The sequence below is a fragment of the Streptomyces sp. HUAS YS2 genome (assembly GCF_033343995.1).
Lineage (GTDB): Bacteria > Actinomycetota > Actinomycetes > Streptomycetales > Streptomycetaceae > Streptomyces > Streptomyces solicathayae.
Genome location: NZ_CP137573.1, coordinates 4,333,917 through 4,350,088 on the forward strand (window position 1 = coordinate 4,333,917; position 16,172 = coordinate 4,350,088).

The window sequence follows — 16,172 nt, forward strand, 5'->3', positions numbered from 1 at the left end:
CATACGCTGGAGGTATGTACGCACGGCGACGGCGTGTCTACTTCTGGATGATGGGCCTCTGCCTGGTGCTCTTCGTCGGGGCCTGGGCCGTGGTGCGCCTGTGGTCGATGCCCGTGGCGATCGGGATGTGCGTGGTCGCCATGCTCATTCCGCCGGTCGCCGCGATGGTGGCGAACCGGCGGGGGCCCGAGGACCGCTGGTGGGACGATCCGTCGGGCGACCCGCAGTCCGACGCGTGGTGGGACGAGCTCGACGGCAAGAAGCGCCGGGATCAGGACCAGTAGCCCTCCGGGTGCGGGAGGGGCCTAGAGCACCGCCTCGTCGCCGGCCGGGAACGGCCCGCCGTGGCCGGGGACGATCACGTCGGACGACTTCAGGACCCGCAGGCGCGAGGTGCGGAGCTGGTCGCGGTCGGGGGCCACCGGGTCCTCGGCCGGGCCGTCCGGGCGCCACCAGAGATCGCCGACGAAGGCGACGACGCCCTCGGCCGTGCCGGCGAGGAGGGTGATGTCCTCGGGGCTGTGGCCCGGCGTGCGGATCAGCCGCAGGGACGGAGTCAGTTCATGGCCCTCGGCGTCCCGGTCGGTCCACTGGTCGTTCAGGTACTCGGCCTTGTGGTCGTGGACGCGCGCCCGGCCGAACAGGCCGACGTTCATGGTGTTGTCGGGGTGGTGGTGGCTGAGCACGACATCGGTGATGTCGTCCGGCCCCAGGCCCAGTTCGGCCAGCGGGCCGAGGATCCGGTCGCGGCTCGCCACCATGCCGGGGTCGACGATCACATGGCGGTCCCCGTCGGTCACGTACGAGACGGTGGCGGCGACGCCCGGGCCCGTGGAGAGGGTGTAACCGGTGGTCAGGACGGTGAAGGTGGCGGTGTTTCCGCGCGGCTGGTCGGTCATGTCCTCAGCTTCGCCCGGCGGAGGAGCGCCGACGAGTGGCCGCACTGCCACCCATCGCGGGTTTTGTGCCATACCCTCCGCGCGCCGGGCCCGGCGCGTGCCACACTCCCCCGCATGCCGCCGTTCCTCGACGTAGCCGCCTACGCCCCGCCCCGCGTCGGCATGCTTGCCGTAGGGCTCGTCTCGGAGGTCTTCGCCGCCCCGCCGGCGGGGCTCCCGCGCTTCGACTTCGCGCTCTGCGCGGACCGGCCGGGGCAGGTCCCCACCGACCTCGGCGTGCCGCTCGCCGTCACCCACGGGCTCGACCGGATCGCCTCCGCCGATCTCGTACTCGTCCTCCCCTGGGCCGACTTCCGTACTCCGCCGCCCGCCCCGGTGCTCGATGCGCTCCGCGCCGCCCACGCGCGCGGGGCGGTCGTCGGGTCGCACTGCGTCGGCTCGTTCGCGCTCGCCGCGGCCGGTCTGCTCGACGGGCTGCGGGCCACCACGCACTGGCGGTTCGCCGATCTGCTCGCGCAGCGCCACCCGTCGGTCACCGTCGAGCGGGACGCCCTGTACGTCGACGAGGGCCGGATCCTCACGGGCGCGGGCGCCTCCGCGGGATTCGACCTCTGTCTGCATCTCCTGCGCCGCGAGTACGGCGCGGCGGCCGCGAACGCGGTCGCCCGTGACCTCGTCCTGCCGCCGCACCGCGACGGCGGACAGGCGCAGTTCGTCACCGCCCCGGTGCCCGAGGACTGCGAGGACGAACGACTGGGCGCCGTCCTCGCCTGGGCCCGCGAGAACCTCCACGAACCGCTGCCGGTGGCCGAACTGGCTCGCCGGGCCCTGATGAGTCGCCGCTCCTTCGCCCGCCGGTTCACCGCCGCGACCGGGACCACTCCGCACGCCTGGGTCCTCGGCCAGCGGCTCGGCCGGGCGGAGGAGCTTCTGGAGACGACGGACCTCCGGGTCGAGGAGATCGCCCGTCTCGTCGGGTACGGCAGCGCGGCGGTCCTGCGCGAACAGTTCGTGCGCCGCCGCGGGGTGCCGCCCCGCACCTACCGCCGGACGTTCACCAGGACGGACGAGGTCGCGGCGGAGGCCCGACGGGACTAGCGGAGCCGAACGCGGGACCAGCGGAGCCCGACGGGACCAGCGGAGCCCGACGGGACTAGTAGACGAGGGCCTGGGTCTCGTCGGCCATGGCCTCCTGGACGAAGACCTGGGCGCCGGCGATGCGGACGCCGTCCAGGATGTCCTTCTCGGTGAGTTCGCGGCGGGCCGCGCACTGGGTGCAGAGGGTGATCCGGCCGCCCGCCAGGATCGAGTCGATCAGGTCCGGCAGCGGGGCGGCGTGCGGGAGTTCGAACTCGGCCGCCTTGCCCGGGACCGCGAACCACGACGATTCGCCGGTCAGCCAGAGCGAGACCTCGACCCCACTGGCCACGGCCACGGCGGCCACGGTGAAGGCCTGGGAGCAGCGTTCGGGGGCGTCGGCCCCGGCGGTCACCTTGATCACGAGCTTCTTCGCCATATGCCGAACTGTAATGCTCGGCGGGGCAACCCCCGGTGCCTCTACGTTGTCAGCCTTGTGCGCGGGTAACGGAATCCGCGCTTCAGGTCTCGTGGGGGGACCCCTTTTGGACACCGAAGAAACGCCGGAAAAAGCTCAAGACTCGCAAGTCACACCAGACACACTGGCCACTTCAGACGCACCGGCCATGCCTGCCGAGCCTGCGGCGCCCGCCTCGCCGGCCGCACGGAAGCGGGGGCGCACCGCGCTGCTCATCGCCGTCGCGGCCGTGCTCGGCATCGTCGGCGGCACGGCCGTCGGGTACGGCATCCAGGCCGACCGCGAGCCCACCGCGCTGCCCGCGCTGAACCAGCCCGACCTCGCGTACCCGAAGCCGCTCCCGAAGGGGAAGCAGCCGGTGCCGCTGAGCTCTGCCGAGGACAGGAGCGTCCGGACCAACGGCGACCTGCGCAAGCTGCTGCTGCCGAAGCCGGCGGGCGCTAAGGCGCCGGAGTTCACGCTCGGGGACGGCTGGGTGTCGCTGCCCCAGTACGCCGCGGAGTTCAACAGCCCGTCGTTCGAGCTCGAGTACCAGCTCGACAACAAGGTCCGCCGGATCGCCAGCACCTCCTGGCGCACCGGCGAGCACCGGATCACCGAGATCCGTCTCGTGCAGTACCGCCCGAGCGACGTGATGGGCGCGCGCGACCACGCGGCGGACCAGATGGAGTACATGCCGAACACGAAGTACGCCGGCAACAGCGGTGATGCGATGGCCGGTTCGGCCAACGGGCACTACTACGTCTTCCCGGTCCGGCGGAAGGCCGGCTACCTGGACTTCTACGAGGCCAGGGCCTACTTCCACCGCGGCGACATCATGGCCGAGGTCTTCGTCTTCGACACGAAGAAGATCTCGAAGAACGACATCAAGTCGGTGGCCGAGAGGCAGTTGGGGCGCCTGTGAACGAGGACCAGAACACCGCTGTGACCACCACCGAGACCACCACGTCCCGGCGCGGTCGCACGCTGCTGACCGTCGTCCTGCCCGCCGTGCTCGTCGTCGGCGCGATCGGCGGCGGCCTGACGTACACCGGCATCACCGTCGCCGGCGCGGACCGCAGCGCGCCCACGCAGGTGTGGGAGAAGCCCGACGCCACCGCCGCCGACAAGGACCCGGCCGCCGAGCTGTTCTCCCGGGGCAGGGCCACCACCGAGCTGAACAAGCTGCTCCTGCCGGTGCCGGACGGCTACCGACTCGGGCCCGACGTCGACCTGTACGGGAACGACGGCGAGCTCGACGACAAGCAGGCCGCGGCCCTCGTCAAGGAGGAGGGCAAGGGCCTGGCCGGCAAGAAGCGCCGCGAGTTCGAGAAGCGCGTCGACCGCGCCGGCATCAAGGGCATCGCCGTCCGTTCGTTCGCCTCGGCGGACAACGACCTCGTCGTGACCGTGCACATCACGCGGATGAAGGACAAGCGCCGGATCCACGACATGTACGAGTTGCGGAACGACCTCGCCGAGCTCCTCGAACTGAAGAAGGGGCCGAAGATCGGTGGTCACAAGAACTCCGCCTGCTTCCTGATCCCGGCGCCCACCGACGTCGAGAAGGACGAGAAGCAGCACCAGCTGGAGGGCATGACCTGCTCCGCGTACGACTCGGAGTTCCTCGTGTCGGTCAGCGCCTCGGGCGGGAAGCCGTTCGACAAGTCCGCGGTGGCGACGCTGGTGAAGAAGCAGCTCGACCACATCAAGTCCCCGGGGGAGTACGTATGAGCGAGCAGACGGACACCACCGAGGTGACGGACGCGGTCGAGACCGAGGCCACGGTTCCGGCGCAGGCCGAGTCCCCCGAGGCGGCCCCGGCCCCCAACCCGGCCCCGGCCCCCGAGGCGGCCCCGGAACCGGCCACGGTCCCGGTCCCCGTGGCCGAAGTCCCCGCCCCCAAGCCCCCGCGCCGCGCCCTCCGGGCCGCGCTGCGCTGGACCGCCGCCGTCCTCGTGTGCGGCGGTCTCGGTGCCGGTACGGCCATGGGCATCACCGCCATGGAGCGCACCGACGTGCCCGGCCTCGCCACCGAGAGCGACGGCCGCTGGGACTACCCGAAGCTCAGCCTCCCCGCCCTCCCGGCCGGCGTGCCGCGCCCCTTCACCGACGGCAACGACGGCGAGGTCCACCACGCCGACCTGCGGGCGCTGCTGCTCCCCGCGCCCGCCGGTGCGAAGCCTGACCCGAAGCTGACCGGCGGCTGGGTCACCACGGACCAGTTCTTCGCCACGTACCCGAAGGAGGCCCTGCCGGGCCTGAAGCGCGAGGTCGCCGAGACCGCGCTGCGCCACGTCGCGGCGCGCGGCTGGACCGCCCCGGACGGCACCGTCACCCGCGTCCACCTGCTCCGCTTCAACTCGGTCGCCTTCGCGGAGGACTTCCGGGACGAGGCGCTGAAGACCGGCGTGATGGGCAGCATGGTGCTGCCCACCGGGGTGGAGAACTGGGAGGACACGGAGGATCTGGCCAGCGAGGTCAAGGTCCCGTACGTCTCCGCGTACGGCTACGACGAGACCGTGCCGTACGGCGCCGAGCAGACCCGCTGGTCGGTGATCCAGGCCGGCGACACCCTCGGCGTGGTCACGCTGTCCCGCAAGGGCGGGGTCGCGACCGTGCCGTTCCAGCAGACCGTCGCCCTGCAGGCGCAGCTCCTGGGGTGACCCGCTAGACCCACCTCACAGAGAGGGCCGGGCCCCTGCCCACTAAGCTGGGGTCCGGCCCTTTACTGCCTTCACCGCTCACGAGGAGCACTCAGTGATCATCTTCTTCGAGACTCTGCTCGCTCTGGTCTGCGTCGCCGTTGTCGCGTTCGCCGGCCTGACCGTGAAGAAGCTGTACCAGGGCCAGCGCTGAGACCCGTACCACCACACATCGCGAGAGCAGCCCCATGATCGAGATTCCGTCCGACCTCAACCCGGACCTCGTCCCGCTGGCGTTCCTCCTCGGCACGTGGGAAGGCGCGGGTGTCGCCGACTTCCCCGGCGCGGAGAAGTGCAACTTCGGGCAGTCCGTGACGTTCAGCCACGACGGCCGGGACTTCATCGAGTACCACTCGCACTCCTGGGTCCTGGACAACGAGGGCAACAAGGTCCGCCCGCTGGAGAGCGAGAGCGGCTACTGGCGCATCGACAAGGACCGCAAGGTCGAGGTCGTCATGGTCCGTGACCAGGGCATCGTCGAGATCTGGTACGGCGAGCTGGCCGACAAGAAGCCGCAGATCGACCTGGTGACCGACGCCGTCGCGCGCACCCAGGGCGCCGACCCGTACAGCGGTGGCAAGCGGCTCTACGGCTACGTGAAGAGCGACCTGATGTGGGTGGGCGAGAAGGCCACCCCCGAGGTCGAACTGCGCCCCTACATGTCGGCGCACCTGAAGAAGGTCGTCACGCCGGAGGAGGTCGCGGAGATGGCGCGCAACCTTCCCGACATGCCGGACGACGGCATCGCCTTCTTCCGTTAGGAAGGCTCTCGGCGCTTCCGCCACGCCCTCATACACTGGGGGCGTGGTGAGCACCGACTGGAAGAGCGACCTGCGGCAGCGCGGCTACCGGCTGACGCCCCAGCGCCAGCTTGTCCTGGAGGCGGTGGACGCGCTCGAACACGCGACGCCCGACGCCATCCTCGTCGAGGTGCGCAAGACCGCCTCGGGCGTCAACATCTCCACCGTCTACCGGACCCTGGAGCTCCTGGAGGAGCTGGGTCTGGTCAGCCACGCCCATCTGGGACACGGTGCGCCGACGTACCACCTCGCCGACCGGCACCACCACCTGCACCTGGTCTGCCGGGACTGCGAAAGCGTCATCGAGGCGGACGTCGAGGTGGCCGCGGAGTTCACCGGGAAGCTGCGCGGGACCTTCGGCTTCGAGACCGACATGAAGCACTTCGCGATCTTCGGCCGCTGCCGGGACTGCGCCGCGAAGGCCGCCGGTACCGAGTCGTAGGCTTTCTTCCATGCAGCGACATTCAACGCACAGCCCTCTGCTGTCCCTGCCCGGCGCCGTCCCCGCCGAAGGCCGTGACGAAGGCGTCGCCGCGCACTACGGCGATCTGTTCCGCGAGCAGCGCGCCCTCGCCGACGGCACCGGATTCGTCGACCTCTCGCACCGCGGCGTCGTCGCCGTCACCGGCGACGACCGGCTGAGCTGGCTGCACCTGCTGCTCACCCAGCACGTCAGCGATCTCCCCGTGGGCCGTGCCACCGAGGCGCTGATCCTCTCCGCGAACGGCCACATCGAGCACGCGCTGTACCTCGTCGACGACGGCGAGACGGTGTGGGCGCACGTCGAGCCGGGCACGCAGGCCGAGCTGCTCGCGTACCTGGAGTCGATGAAGTTCTTCTACCGGGTGGAGGTCGCTGACCGTACGGACGACTTCGCCGTGGTCCATCTGCCGGCCGGTTCGATCGCCGAGGTGCCGGAGGGTGTCGTCGTACGGGAGACCCCGCACGGCCGCGACCTGTTCCTGCCCCGCGCCGACCTCGAGTCCTTCGCGGCCTCCCACGGCCCGGCGGCCGGCATCCTCGCGTACGAGGCGCTGCGGATCGAGGCGCACCAGCCCCGGCTCGGCGCGGAGACCGACCACCGGACCATCCCGCACGAGCTCGGCTGGATCGGCACCGCCGTCCATCTGCAGAAGGGCTGCTACCGGGGCCAGGAGACGGTCGCCCGGGTGCAGAACCTCGGCAAGCCGCCGCGTCGGCTGGTCTTCCTGCACCTGGACGGCAGCGAGGTCCACCTGCCGGGGCACGGCGCGCCGGTCCGGCTGGCCGCCGACGGGGCCGAGGGCCGTCAGCTCGGGTTCGTCACCAGCTCGGGACGGCACCACGAGCTGGGGCCGATCGCGCTGGCGCTGGTGAAGCGGAACGTGCCGGTGGACGCGCCGCTGCTGGTGGGCGAGAAGACGGCCGCCGCGCAGGAGGTCGTCGTCGAGCCGTAGGGCTCGTACGACCCGGGGCCGGGCCTCGGGGCTCGTGAAACCGGGGCCGGCCTCAGGGATCAGATTTCGAGCAGCACCGTGAACGGGCCGTCGTTCGTGAGCGAGACGCGCATCTTCGCTCCGAACCGGCCCGTCTCCACCTGCGCCCCGAGCGCCCGCAGCTGCGCCACCACCTCGTCGACGAGCGGCTCGGCGACCGGTCCGGGTGCGGCGGCGTTCCAGGTGGGACGGCGGCCCTTGCGCGCGTCCCCGTAGAGGGTGAACTGAGAAATCACCAGCAAGGGGGCGTTCACGTCCGAACAGGACTTCTCGCCGTCGAGCATCCGTACGCTCCACAGCTTCCTGGCCAGCTGCGCGGCCTTCTCCGGCGTGTCGTCGTGGGTGACTCCCACCAGCACGCACAAGCCCTCACCGACGATCTCACCGACGGTCTCTCCTGCGACGACGACGCTCGCGCCGTCCACCCTCTGCACCACTGCACGCATACGTACCAACCTATCTGGGGCCGAACGGGTGCAGAGCGCCTGCACGTGCACATGCAGGAGTGGCACCATGCCTCTCAGGCGGTGCGTCGCGCACCGGACGAGGGATGGGGTCAAGACATGAGTGCACCTGGCGCCGGGCAGACGCCGTACAGCACCCGAGTCGACGGCGGCGGCACGACAGTGCGTCCGCCCATGCAGCGGTCCGCCGAGCCCGGTCCCGGCTACCTCCCGCGGCCCGAGCTGGCCGCGCTGCGGCTGCCGGAACTGCGGGCGCTGCGCCGCGACGCGCAGGGCGACGAGGCGGACCTGAGCTACGTACGGCGGATGCTGCAGGGCCGGATCGACATCCTGCGGGCCGAGCTGGCGCGCCGGTCCGACCCGGCGGCGCCGGCGGTGGACCGGCTGTCGGAGCTCTCGGAGATCCTCGCGGACGCGCCGTCGCGGCTGCGCACGTCGGCGCGGCACGTGACGCTGTCGACGCCGCGGGGCGAGGAGTACCGGCGGCTCGCGTCCGAGATGCTGTCCGAGGTGGAGCTGTCGGACCTGGGCGCGCGCACGGACGACGAACTGCACACGGCCATGGGCCGGCTGGCCGGGTACGAGCAGCAGGTGTCGCGGCGCCGGCAGCAGCTCCAGCGGACGGCGGACGACTGCAGCGCGGAGATCGCCCGCCGGTACCGCGAGGGCGAGGCGCAGGTCGACGACCTGCTGACCTGAGACCCCGGGGTGGACGACCTGCTGACCTGAGGTCCCGTACGAGAGTCAGCGCGTCCGGCGGGCGAACAGCCCGCCCGACGCGGCGACCGCCACCACCAGCAGCCCCGCGCACCAGGCCAGCGCGACCCACGGCGTGGAGCCGACCGGCTGGTCGAGCAGCAGCCCGCGCAGGGACTCGATCAGTGGGGTGACCGGCTGGTGCTCGGAGAAGCCGTGCAGCCAGGACGGCATGGTCTCGATCGGCACGAACGCGCTGCTCGGGTAGGGCAGGAACATCACGAAGAAGGTGAACCCGCCCGCCGCCTCGGGCGTTCTGGCGAGCAGCCCGGCCGCCGCCGACAGCCACGACACGGCCGTGATGTACGCGACGAGCAGACCGAGCGCGGCGAGCCAACCGAGCGGACCGGCCGCGGGCCGGAAGCCGATGAGGAACGCGACGCCGAGGACGAGCGTCGTGGCGACCAGGTTGCGGGCGACGCTGGCGCCGACGTGGCCGGCGAGGATCGCCGTGCCGCCGATGTCGAGCGAGCGGAACCGGTCGACGATGCCGCCCTTCATGTCGTCGCTGACGGCGACCGCGGTACTGGCCGCGCCGAAGCCCGAGCACAGGACGAGGACGCCGGGGACGACGTACGTCACGTACTGCGTCCCGGTCTCGATGGCGCCGCCGAAGAAGTAGACGAAGATCAGCATCAGCATGACGGGCAGCAGGATCGACGTGATGACCGCGTCGACGTTGCGGCGGCTCAGGCGCAGGCTGCGCCCGGTCATCGTGAGGGCGCTGGACATGAGGGCGCTAGACATGGGTGAGCTGCTCCTTCTCGGTGAGTGCGAGGAAGACGTCGTCGAGGGTCGCGGTGTGGAGTGAGAAGCGGGCGATGTCGGTGCGCTCGGGGTCGAGTTCGTCGAGCAGGGCCCGGACGTGGGCGGCGGTGCCGTCGGTGGGGACGCCGAGGGTGAGCGTCTCGCGGGAGCGGTGGAGGGCGGCCCGCCCGGCGAGGCGCAGCGCGGCGCGCTCGTAGTCGGCGGTGGTGGCGAGGACGAGGTCGAGGCGGTGGCCGGCGACCCGGGCCTTGAGTTCCGCGGCGGTGCCCTCGGCGACGACGCGGCCGGCGTCCATGACGGCGATCCGGTCGGCGAGGAGGTCGGCCTCCTCCAGGTACTGGGTGGTGAGGAAGACCGTGGTGCCGCCCTCGGCGAGGTCCCTGACGACCTGCCAGAGCTCCTGGCGGCTGCGCGGGTCGAGGCCGGTGGTGGGCTCGTCCAGGAAGATCACCTCGGCGTCGCGGACGAGTCCGGCGGCGAGGTCGAGGCGCCGACGCATGCCGCCCGAGTACGTACGGGCCGGGCGGCGGCCGGCGTCGGCGAGGTCGAACCGCTCCAGGAGTTCTGTGGCGCGCCGGTCGGCGGCGGTACGGGAGAGGCCGGAGAGCCGGGCCATCATGCGCAGGTTCTCGGCGCCGGTCTGGAGTTCGTCGACGGCGGCGAACTGGCCGGTGAGGCTGATGGCGCGGCGGACGGCGGAGCGTTCGGCGCGTACGTCGTGGCCGGCGACGCGGGCCCGGCCGGCGTCGGCGTCGGTGAGGGTGGCGAGGATCCGGACGGTGGTGGTCTTGCCGGCACCGTTGGGGCCGAGCAGCGAGAAGACGGTGCCGGACTCGACGCGCAGGTCGATCGAGTCGAGGACCTGGAGGTCGCGATAGGCCTTGCGGAGGCCGGTGGCCTCGATGGCGGGTGGCATGGGTTTCCCCCTCGTGAGCGCACGGAACGGTACTGCGTATGGCATACGCGTTACTGTGTAAGGGTTACGCATTACTAGGATGGCCGTCAAGCACGAGGTGTGGAGGCGGGCGAGGATGGCGGACGAGGCGGACCGGAGCGGTACCGGCGCCGGTGGCGGTGGGCCTGCGGGCGGGGGCGGGGCCGCCGACGGCGGAACCTTCCTGCCGCCGAGCATCGAGGCGGCGTGGGGCCTGCGGGAGCGCCCGTCCAAGGGCCCGAAGCCCGGTCTCACCCTCGACCGGATCGTCGACGCGGCCATGGCCGTCGCCTCGGCGGAGGGCCTGGACGCGGTCTCCATGGGCCGGGTCGCCAAGGAGCTCGGCGTCTCGACGATGTCCCTGTACCGGTACGTCGGCGCGAAGAGCGAGCTGCACGTGCTGATGCAGGACGCGGCGACCGGCGCGCCGCCGCCCGACCTCTTCCCGCCCGACGCCGACTGGCGCGAGGCTCTGGGGCGGTGGGCCTGGTCGATGCGCGAGGTCTACCACCGCAATCTCTGGGCGCTCCGCCTCCCCACCTCCGGCCCGCCCGCGACGCCGCACATGGTCGCGTGGTGGGAATGGGGGCTGCGGGCGCTCGCGGACACCGGGCTCGACGAGGGCACGAAGGTGTCGTTGATGATGCTGGTCGGCGGCTACGTGCGGAGCGAGGCGCTGATGATGGCGGACGTCGCCGCGGTGATCGCCACCAGCGGCGAGCGCCCGGAACAGGTTCTCTCCCGGTACGGCCACACACTGCGCCGCCTCGCCGACCCGGAGCGGTACCCGGCCGTCACCCGGGTGCTCGACGCCGGCGTCATGGACGAGGCCGACGAGCCGGACTACGAGTTCCGCTTCGGCCTGGAGCGGCTGCTCGACGGGATCGCCGTACTGGTGGAGGGGAAGAAGTGAGCGGGCTGCGCGAGCGGAAGAAGGAGCGGACCCGGCAGGCCATCTCGGACGCGGCCGTCGCGCTCTTCCTGGAGAAGGGCTTCGACGCGGTGTCCGTCGGCGAGGTAGCCGCCGCGGCGGAGTTCTCCAGGCCGACGCTCTTCCGGGCGGTGTCCGGGCTCGACGTCGTCCACGCGCGCCCGCTGCCCGAGAGCCTGGCCGCTCAGCCCTCCTGAAGGGCGGTCAGGAGGGTGCGTACGGCGGGCAGGGCGAGCGAGGACTCCCGTACCTCCGCCTGGATGGTGCGGACCGGCTCCGGGGCGCGGACCGTGCGGACGACCACGTTCGGGTGGCGGCTGCCCAGGCCCATGAGCGGGATCAGGCTGATGCCGAGGCCGGCCGCCACAAAGCCCTGCGCGGTCGCGTACTCCTCGCACTCCACCGTGTAGCCGGGCGTGAAGCCCGCGGCCGCGCACGCCTCCAGGACCGCGTCGAGGCAGGGTCCGGGGCGCTCGCTGCCGACCCATGCCTCGTCGGCCAGGTCGGCGAGGTCGATCGTGCGGCGGACGGCGAGCGGGTGGTTCTTGGGGAGGACGGCGCGGTACGGGTCGTCCCGGAGATGGACGAGGCGCAGGGGTCCGGAGGGGGAGGGCGCGTTCCGGGGCCGTACGACCAGGGTGACGTCGGGCTCGTCGCCCTCCGCGGCGGCCGTCCCCGACTGGTCGACGAGCCGCAGGTCGACGCGTACGTCGGGGTGCGCGGTGCGGAACCGGGCGAGGGCGGGCGCGACGAGCTCGGCGCCCGCGGTGGCGAAGTAGCGGACCGAGATCCGGCCGGTGCGGCCCGCCCTCAGATCGGCCAGCGCGGTCTCGGCCTCGGCGACCTGACGGCCGATCAGCGCGGCGTGCTCGGTGAGCAGCCGGCCGGCGGCGGTCGGGCGGACCCCGCGGCCGACGCGTTCGAGCAGCTCGATACCCGCCTCCTTCTCCAGGGCGGCGACCTGCTGGCTGACCGCGGAGGGGGTGTAGCCGAGGTGGGCGGCGGCGGCCGTGACCGAGCCGCTGGTGACGACGGCCCGGAGCACCTGCATGCGTCTGACGTCCAGCATGTAGCAGAGCTTAACGCTGGATACGCGATTCTTCGCTTGTCCTGTCGGATGGGCTCGGGAGACCGTGTAGCCATGGCGTCGTCGATACGTGTGTGGCTACGGATGGGAGTCCTCGCCCTGCTCTGGGGCTCCGGCTTCCTGTGGATCAAGATCTCCCTCGAGCAGGGGCTCAGCCCGGTGTGGATCACCTTCGTCCGCTGCCTGTTGGGGGCCGGGGTGCTGGTCGGACTCGCCGCCGCGGCCGGGCAGCGGCTGCCGCGGGACCGGGGCACGTGGGGGCGGCTGCTGGTCGCCGCGTTCTTCTGCAACGCGCTGCCGTTCCTGCTCTTCTCGGTCGGTGAGCAGACCGTGGACAGCGGGGTCGCGGGTGTCCTGAACGCCACCACCCCGCTCTGGTCGCTGCTCATCGGCCTGGGGCTCGGGACGGAGCGGCGCCCCGGGGCGGCCGGGGCGGGCGGTCTGCTGCTCGGCTTCGCGGGGGTGCTGCTGATCTTCGCGCCGTGGAGCGCGGGTGCGGGCCTGATGAGCGCGGGGGTGATAGCGCTGCTGGCCGCGGCGGCGAGCTACGCGGTGGCGTTCGCGTACATGGCGCGGCGGCTCACGGGCCGCGGCGACGGCCCGCTCGCGCTGTCCGCGGCGCAACTCCTCGCGGCGACGGCCTGGTCGGCGCCGGGCCTCGCGGCCGCGGGCGGCGGGCCGGTACGGGTGACGTGGGCGGGGGTCCTGGCGGTCGTCGTCCTCGGGGTGTTCGCGACCGGTCTGACCTTCCACCTCAACTACCGCATGATCGCGGAGGAGGGCCCGACGGCCGCGGCGACGGTGGGCTATCTGCTGCCGGTGGTGTCGGTGGGGCTGGGCGCGGTGGTCCTGGACGAGGCTTTGTCGGCGCGGGTGGTGGCAGGGATGGCGGTGGTGCTGGTGGGGGTGGCGCTGACGCGCGTACGGAGTCGGGAGGCGCGGGCCCTGGAACCGGTCGGGTAGGTGTTCGAGTCTGGGCAGGCATGCGTGTGACGATGATCCTGCCCGCCCTGACAGAGGCGACCAGCCCGCTGTTCCGGCCCATCAAGTACTCGCTCTTCCCGCCGCTCGGCCTGGCGACGCTCGCCGGGTACCTCGACCCGGACGACGAGGTGACCCTGTACGACGAGCACGTCGAGCGGGTCGACATCGAGGCGCTGCCGACCCCCGACCTGCTCGTCCTCCAGCCGTACATCACCTCCGCGCGCCGGAGTTACGAGATCGCCGACCACTTCCGGGCGCGCGGCGTCCACGTGGCGATGGGCGGACTGCACGTCACGTCGCTGCCGGAGGAGGCGGCGGCGCACGCGGACACGATCTTCACGGGACCCGGGGAGGACATCTGGCCGCTGTTCCTGAAGGACTTCAGGGACGGCGCGCCGCTGACCCGCTACGACTCGAAGTCCCGCACACTCGCCGGTCTGCCGCCGGTCCGGCGGGACCTGATCAAGCGTCACCTCTACCTGGTCCCGAACTCGATCGTGGTCTCGCGCGGCTGCCCGCACCACTGCGACTTCTGCTACAAGGACGCGTTCTTCGAGGGCGGCAAGTCGTTCTACACCCAGGCCGTGGACGACGCGCTCGCCGAGATCGAGCGGCTGCCCGGCCGGCACCTGTACTTCCTGGACGACCACCTGCTCGGCAACCGGCGGTTCGCGGAGGCGCTGTTCGAGGGGATGAAGGGGATGGGCCGGCTGTGGCAGGCGGCCGGCACGGTGAAGTCGGTCCTGGAGCCGGACCTGCTGGAGAAGGCGGCGGAGGCGGGTCTGCGGAGCCTGTTCGTCGGCTTCGAGACGGTCAACGACGCGAACCTGGCGGAGCGCCGCAAGAACCAGAACATCGGCCGCGACTACGACGCGGCGGTCCGGCGGCTGCACGACGTGGGCGTGATGGTGAACGCCAGCTTCGTCTTCGGCCTGGACCACGACGGCCCGGACGTCTTCGACCGGACGGTGGAGTGGGCGGTCGAGCAGGGCATCGAGACGGCGACCTTCCACATCATGACGCCGTATCCGTCCACGGGCCTGTGGAAACAGATGGAGGCGGAGGACCGGATCGTCCACCGCGACTGGGACCTCTACGACACCCGCCACGTCGTCTACCGCCCGGCCGGCATGACCCCACGCCAACTGGAGGACGGCTACTGGCGCGCGTACCGCGACTTCTACCGCTGGTCCAACATCTGGAAGGGCGCCGCGGCCCAACCGGCCACCCACGAACGCCTGCGCCACCTCGCGTACGCGGGCGGCTGGAAGAAGTTCGAACCGGCCTGGGACGCCCTGATCCGCTCCAGAAGGGTCATCCGCGCGATGCCCCTTCTGGAACGGACCCTGTCGGCCTTCGGTGGCCGGTCGCCGCACTAGGCGGGGATCTCGGGGGACTTCGGAGTCTTCAGGACCGTGAGGGCTGCTGCGAAGGCGGCGATCAGGAGGGCCGTGGCGATGGCGAAGGCGAGGTGGTAGCCGCTGGTGAGGGCTTCCGGGGTGGGGTGGCCGGCCTTGGTGAGGGAGTTCGTACGGGCGGCGGACAGGGTGGAGAGGACGGCGATGCCGAGGGCCATGCCGATCTGCTGGGTGGTGTTGAACAGGCCCGAGGCGAGGCCCGCGTCCGCTTCCTTCGCGCCGGACATGCCCAGCGAGGTCAGGGCCGGGAGGGCGAGGCCGCCGCCTGCGGCGAGGAGCATGACGGGGAGGAGGTCGGTGACGTACGAGGCGTGGACCGGGACCCGGGTCAGCAGGCCGAGGACGCCGATCAGCAGGGCGAGGCCGGCCAGGAGGACGTTGCGCTCACCGAAGCGGGCGCTCAGGCGGGCGGAGACGCCCAGGGACACCGCACCGATGACCACCGCGGCCGGCAGCATCGCGAGGCCGGTCTGCGAGGCGTTGTAGCCGAGGACCTTCTGCATGTAGAGCGCGACGAGGATCTGGAAGCCGAACATCGCGGCGACCGTCAGCATCTGGACCAGGTTCGCGCCGGAGACGCTGCGCGAGCGGAGGATCCGCAGCGGCATCAGCGGGTTCGCGGCCTTCGCCTGGCGGACGAGGAAGCCGGCGAGCAGGGCCAGCGCGAGGGCGCCGAGGCCGAGGGTGTGGGCCGAACCCGCCCCGTACTCCTCGATGGTGACGACCGCGTAGATGCCGGTCATCAGGCCGGACGTGACCAGCAGCGCGCCGAGGACGTCCGCGCCGGCCCTCAGGCCGAGGCCGCGGTCGGAGGGCAGCGCGGGGAGGGCGACGAGGATCGCCGCGATGCCGATGGGCAGGTTGATGAGGAAGATCCAGTTCCAGGTGAGCGCGTCGGTGAGGACGCCGCCGAGCACCTGGCCGATCGACGCGCCCGCCGCGCCGGTGAAGCTGAATATGGCGATGGCCCTGGACCGTTCGCGGGGTTCGGTGAAGAGCGTGACCAGGATGCCGAGGCTGACGGCGGAGGCCATCGCGCTGCCGGCGCCCTGCAGGAAGCGGGCGGCGATCAGTACGCCCGGGGAGGTGGCGGCCGCCGCGAGCAGTGAGGCGGCGGTGAAGACGCCGGTGCCGGCGAGGAACATCCGCTTGCGGCCGATCAGGTCGCCCAGCCGCCCCGCCAGCAGGAGCAGCGAGCCGAAGGCGATCAGGTAGGCGTTCACGACCCAGCTCAGCCCGGCCGGGCTGAAGCCGAGGTCGCTCTGGATGGTCGGCATCGCGACGGTGACGATGCTGCCGTCGAGGATCGTCATCAGCATGCCGGTGGCAAGGACGCCGAGGGCGAGCCAGCGGGAGGGCGCGGCGGTAGCGGCCGGGGCTGCCGGGGCGGGGGCGGTGGACGTGGTCATGGCGGTCT

19 protein-coding genes and 1 pseudogene are annotated in these 16,172 nt (G+C 71.9%); 13 read left to right on the top strand and 7 right to left on the bottom strand.

Annotated elements, in window-relative coordinates; all coding sequences use genetic code 11:
- Positions 1 to 14: 14 nt before the first annotated feature.
- A complete protein-coding gene (locus R2D22_RS19980; RefSeq protein ID WP_318105436.1) occupies positions 15 to 284 on the top strand; it encodes a DUF3099 domain-containing protein in 270 nt (89 codons plus the stop codon).
- 21 nt (positions 285 to 305) lie between these two features.
- Here the strand turns inward: R2D22_RS19980 and R2D22_RS19985 are convergent, their stop codons facing one another.
- The gene (locus R2D22_RS19985) at positions 306 to 899 is read right to left on the bottom strand and encodes an MBL fold metallo-hydrolase (RefSeq protein WP_318105437.1); all 594 of its coding nucleotides are present in this window, start codon (positions 897 to 899) and stop codon (positions 306 to 308) included.
- A 114-nt stretch (positions 900 to 1,013) separates the two neighbouring features.
- Between R2D22_RS19985 and R2D22_RS19990 the strand changes: the two genes are divergently transcribed.
- A complete protein-coding gene (locus R2D22_RS19990) occupies positions 1,014 to 1,997 on the top strand; it encodes a GlxA family transcriptional regulator (protein ID WP_318105438.1) in 984 nt (327 codons plus the stop codon).
- A gap of 55 nt (positions 1,998 to 2,052) precedes the next feature.
- On the opposite strand, the gene R2D22_RS19995 is transcribed toward R2D22_RS19990, so the two are convergent.
- Complete coding sequence (locus R2D22_RS19995) at positions 2,053 to 2,415, bottom strand: DsrE family protein (protein WP_318105441.1); 363 nt, start codon at positions 2,413 to 2,415, stop codon at positions 2,053 to 2,055.
- A gap of 187 nt (positions 2,416 to 2,602) precedes the next feature.
- Between R2D22_RS19995 and R2D22_RS20000 the strand changes: the two genes are divergently transcribed.
- The 6 genes from R2D22_RS20000 to ygfZ all read left to right on the top strand — a co-directional run bounded on the left by R2D22_RS20000 (position 2,603) and on the right by ygfZ (position 7,374).
- Positions 2,603 to 3,358, top strand: a complete 756-nt coding sequence (locus R2D22_RS20000; RefSeq protein ID WP_318105444.1) for a hypothetical protein — start codon at positions 2,603 to 2,605, stop codon at positions 3,356 to 3,358.
- Between the two features lie 20 nt (positions 3,359 to 3,378).
- Positions 3,379 to 4,167, top strand: a complete 789-nt coding sequence (locus R2D22_RS20005) for a hypothetical protein (protein WP_318105446.1) — start codon at positions 3,379 to 3,381, stop codon at positions 4,165 to 4,167.
- A complete protein-coding gene (locus R2D22_RS20010; protein WP_318105448.1) occupies positions 4,164 to 5,099 on the top strand; it encodes a hypothetical protein in 936 nt (311 codons plus the stop codon). The genes R2D22_RS20005 and R2D22_RS20010 overlap by 4 nt, the downstream gene beginning before the upstream one ends.
- Positions 5,100 to 5,326: 227 nt before the next feature.
- The gene (locus tag R2D22_RS20015; RefSeq protein WP_318105449.1) at positions 5,327 to 5,899 is read left to right on the top strand and encodes a heme-binding beta-barrel domain-containing protein; all 573 of its coding nucleotides are present in this window, start codon (positions 5,327 to 5,329) and stop codon (positions 5,897 to 5,899) included.
- 43 nt (positions 5,900 to 5,942) lie between these two features.
- Positions 5,943 to 6,380 carry a Fur family transcriptional regulator gene (locus R2D22_RS20020; protein ID WP_318105451.1) on the top strand — a complete coding sequence of 146 codons (438 nt, stop codon included), beginning with the start codon at positions 5,943 to 5,945 and terminating at the stop codon, positions 6,378 to 6,380.
- Between the two features lie 10 nt (positions 6,381 to 6,390).
- Positions 6,391 to 7,374, top strand: coding sequence for a CAF17-like 4Fe-4S cluster assembly/insertion protein YgfZ (gene ygfZ, locus R2D22_RS20025; RefSeq protein WP_318105453.1), 984 nt, complete (start codon positions 6,391 to 6,393; stop codon positions 7,372 to 7,374).
- Positions 7,375 to 7,433: 59 nt separating this feature from the next.
- Here the strand turns inward: ygfZ and dtd are convergent, their stop codons facing one another.
- Positions 7,434 to 7,859: a D-aminoacyl-tRNA deacylase gene (gene dtd / locus R2D22_RS20030; RefSeq protein ID WP_318105455.1), complete on the bottom strand. Its 426-nt coding sequence runs from the start codon at positions 7,857 to 7,859 to the stop codon at positions 7,434 to 7,436.
- A 117-nt stretch (positions 7,860 to 7,976) separates the two neighbouring features.
- On the opposite strand from dtd, the gene R2D22_RS20035 reads away from it, so the two are divergent.
- Positions 7,977 to 8,576, top strand: a complete 600-nt coding sequence (locus tag R2D22_RS20035) for an RsiG family protein (RefSeq protein WP_318105457.1) — start codon at positions 7,977 to 7,979, stop codon at positions 8,574 to 8,576.
- 45 nt (positions 8,577 to 8,621) lie between these two features.
- Here the strand turns inward: R2D22_RS20035 and R2D22_RS20040 are convergent, their stop codons facing one another.
- Complete coding sequence (locus tag R2D22_RS20040; protein ID WP_411977154.1) at positions 8,622 to 9,365, bottom strand: ABC transporter permease; 744 nt, start codon at positions 9,363 to 9,365, stop codon at positions 8,622 to 8,624.
- Between the two features lie 7 nt (positions 9,366 to 9,372).
- Positions 9,373 to 10,317 carry an ATP-binding cassette domain-containing protein gene (locus R2D22_RS20045; protein ID WP_318105461.1) on the bottom strand — a complete coding sequence of 315 codons (945 nt, stop codon included), beginning with the start codon at positions 10,315 to 10,317 and terminating at the stop codon, positions 9,373 to 9,375.
- Positions 10,318 to 10,396: 79 nt separating this feature from the next.
- On the opposite strand from R2D22_RS20045, the gene R2D22_RS20050 reads away from it, so the two are divergent.
- Both R2D22_RS20050 and R2D22_RS20055 read left to right on the top strand, forming a co-directional pair.
- Complete coding sequence (locus tag R2D22_RS20050) at positions 10,397 to 11,248, top strand: TetR/AcrR family transcriptional regulator (protein WP_318105463.1); 852 nt, start codon at positions 10,397 to 10,399, stop codon at positions 11,246 to 11,248.
- Positions 11,242 to 11,394: pseudogene (locus R2D22_RS20055) on the top strand (TetR/AcrR family transcriptional regulator); the annotation flags it as partial. The gene R2D22_RS20050 and the pseudogene R2D22_RS20055, both read left to right, overlap by 7 nt.
- Before the next feature lie 56 nt (positions 11,395 to 11,450).
- On the opposite strand, the gene R2D22_RS20060 reads toward R2D22_RS20055, so the two are convergent.
- Positions 11,451 to 12,335, bottom strand: coding sequence for a LysR family transcriptional regulator (locus tag R2D22_RS20060; RefSeq protein WP_318105467.1), 885 nt, complete (start codon positions 12,333 to 12,335; stop codon positions 11,451 to 11,453).
- Positions 12,336 to 12,407: 72 nt separating this feature from the next.
- Between R2D22_RS20060 and R2D22_RS20065 the strand changes: the two genes are divergently transcribed.
- Both R2D22_RS20065 and R2D22_RS20070 read left to right on the top strand, forming a co-directional pair.
- Complete coding sequence (locus R2D22_RS20065; RefSeq protein ID WP_318105469.1) at positions 12,408 to 13,316, top strand: DMT family transporter; 909 nt, start codon at positions 12,408 to 12,410, stop codon at positions 13,314 to 13,316.
- A gap of 20 nt (positions 13,317 to 13,336) precedes the next feature.
- Complete coding sequence (locus R2D22_RS20070; protein WP_318105471.1) at positions 13,337 to 14,716, top strand: B12-binding domain-containing radical SAM protein; 1,380 nt, start codon at positions 13,337 to 13,339, stop codon at positions 14,714 to 14,716.
- On the opposite strand, the gene R2D22_RS20075 is transcribed toward R2D22_RS20070, so the two are convergent.
- The gene (locus tag R2D22_RS20075; RefSeq protein WP_318105473.1) at positions 14,713 to 16,164 is read right to left on the bottom strand and encodes an MFS transporter; all 1,452 of its coding nucleotides are present in this window, start codon (positions 16,162 to 16,164) and stop codon (positions 14,713 to 14,715) included. The two genes, R2D22_RS20070 and R2D22_RS20075, sit on opposite strands and share 4 nt — an antisense overlap.
- Between the last annotated feature and the right edge of the window lie 8 nt (positions 16,165 to 16,172).

Excerpts from the sequence above, each read along its gene's own strand:
- R2D22_RS19980 (WP_318105436.1), top strand. The coding sequence starts at position 15 with ATGTACGCACGGCGACGGCGTGTCTACTTCTGGATGATGGGCCTCTGC.
- R2D22_RS19985 (WP_318105437.1), bottom strand. The coding sequence starts at position 899 with ATGACCGACCAGCCGCGCGGAAACACCGCCACCTTCACCGTCCTGACC.
- R2D22_RS19990 (WP_318105438.1), top strand. The coding sequence starts at position 1,014 with ATGCCGCCGTTCCTCGACGTAGCCGCCTACGCCCCGCCCCGCGTCGGC.
- R2D22_RS19995 (WP_318105441.1), bottom strand. The coding sequence starts at position 2,415 with ATGGCGAAGAAGCTCGTGATCAAGGTGACCGCCGGGGCCGACGCCCCC.
- R2D22_RS20000 (WP_318105444.1), top strand. The coding sequence starts at position 2,603 with ATGCCTGCCGAGCCTGCGGCGCCCGCCTCGCCGGCCGCACGGAAGCGG.
- R2D22_RS20010 (WP_318105448.1), top strand. The coding sequence starts at position 4,164 with ATGAGCGAGCAGACGGACACCACCGAGGTGACGGACGCGGTCGAGACC.
- R2D22_RS20015 (WP_318105449.1), top strand. The coding sequence starts at position 5,327 with ATGATCGAGATTCCGTCCGACCTCAACCCGGACCTCGTCCCGCTGGCG.
- ygfZ (WP_318105453.1), top strand. The coding sequence starts at position 6,391 with ATGCAGCGACATTCAACGCACAGCCCTCTGCTGTCCCTGCCCGGCGCC.
- dtd (WP_318105455.1), bottom strand. The coding sequence starts at position 7,859 with ATGCGTGCAGTGGTGCAGAGGGTGGACGGCGCGAGCGTCGTCGTCGCA.
- R2D22_RS20035 (WP_318105457.1), top strand. The coding sequence starts at position 7,977 with ATGAGTGCACCTGGCGCCGGGCAGACGCCGTACAGCACCCGAGTCGAC.
- R2D22_RS20040 (WP_411977154.1), bottom strand. The coding sequence starts at position 9,365 with ATGTCCAGCGCCCTCACGATGACCGGGCGCAGCCTGCGCCTGAGCCGC.
- R2D22_RS20045 (WP_318105461.1), bottom strand. The coding sequence starts at position 10,317 with ATGCCACCCGCCATCGAGGCCACCGGCCTCCGCAAGGCCTATCGCGAC.
- R2D22_RS20050 (WP_318105463.1), top strand. The coding sequence starts at position 10,397 with ATGGCCGTCAAGCACGAGGTGTGGAGGCGGGCGAGGATGGCGGACGAG.
- R2D22_RS20060 (WP_318105467.1), bottom strand. The coding sequence starts at position 12,335 with ATGCTGGACGTCAGACGCATGCAGGTGCTCCGGGCCGTCGTCACCAGC.
- R2D22_RS20065 (WP_318105469.1), top strand. The coding sequence starts at position 12,408 with ATGGCGTCGTCGATACGTGTGTGGCTACGGATGGGAGTCCTCGCCCTG.
- R2D22_RS20070 (WP_318105471.1), top strand. The coding sequence starts at position 13,337 with ATGCGTGTGACGATGATCCTGCCCGCCCTGACAGAGGCGACCAGCCCG.
- R2D22_RS20075 (WP_318105473.1), bottom strand. The coding sequence starts at position 16,164 with ATGACCACGTCCACCGCCCCCGCCCCGGCAGCCCCGGCCGCTACCGCC.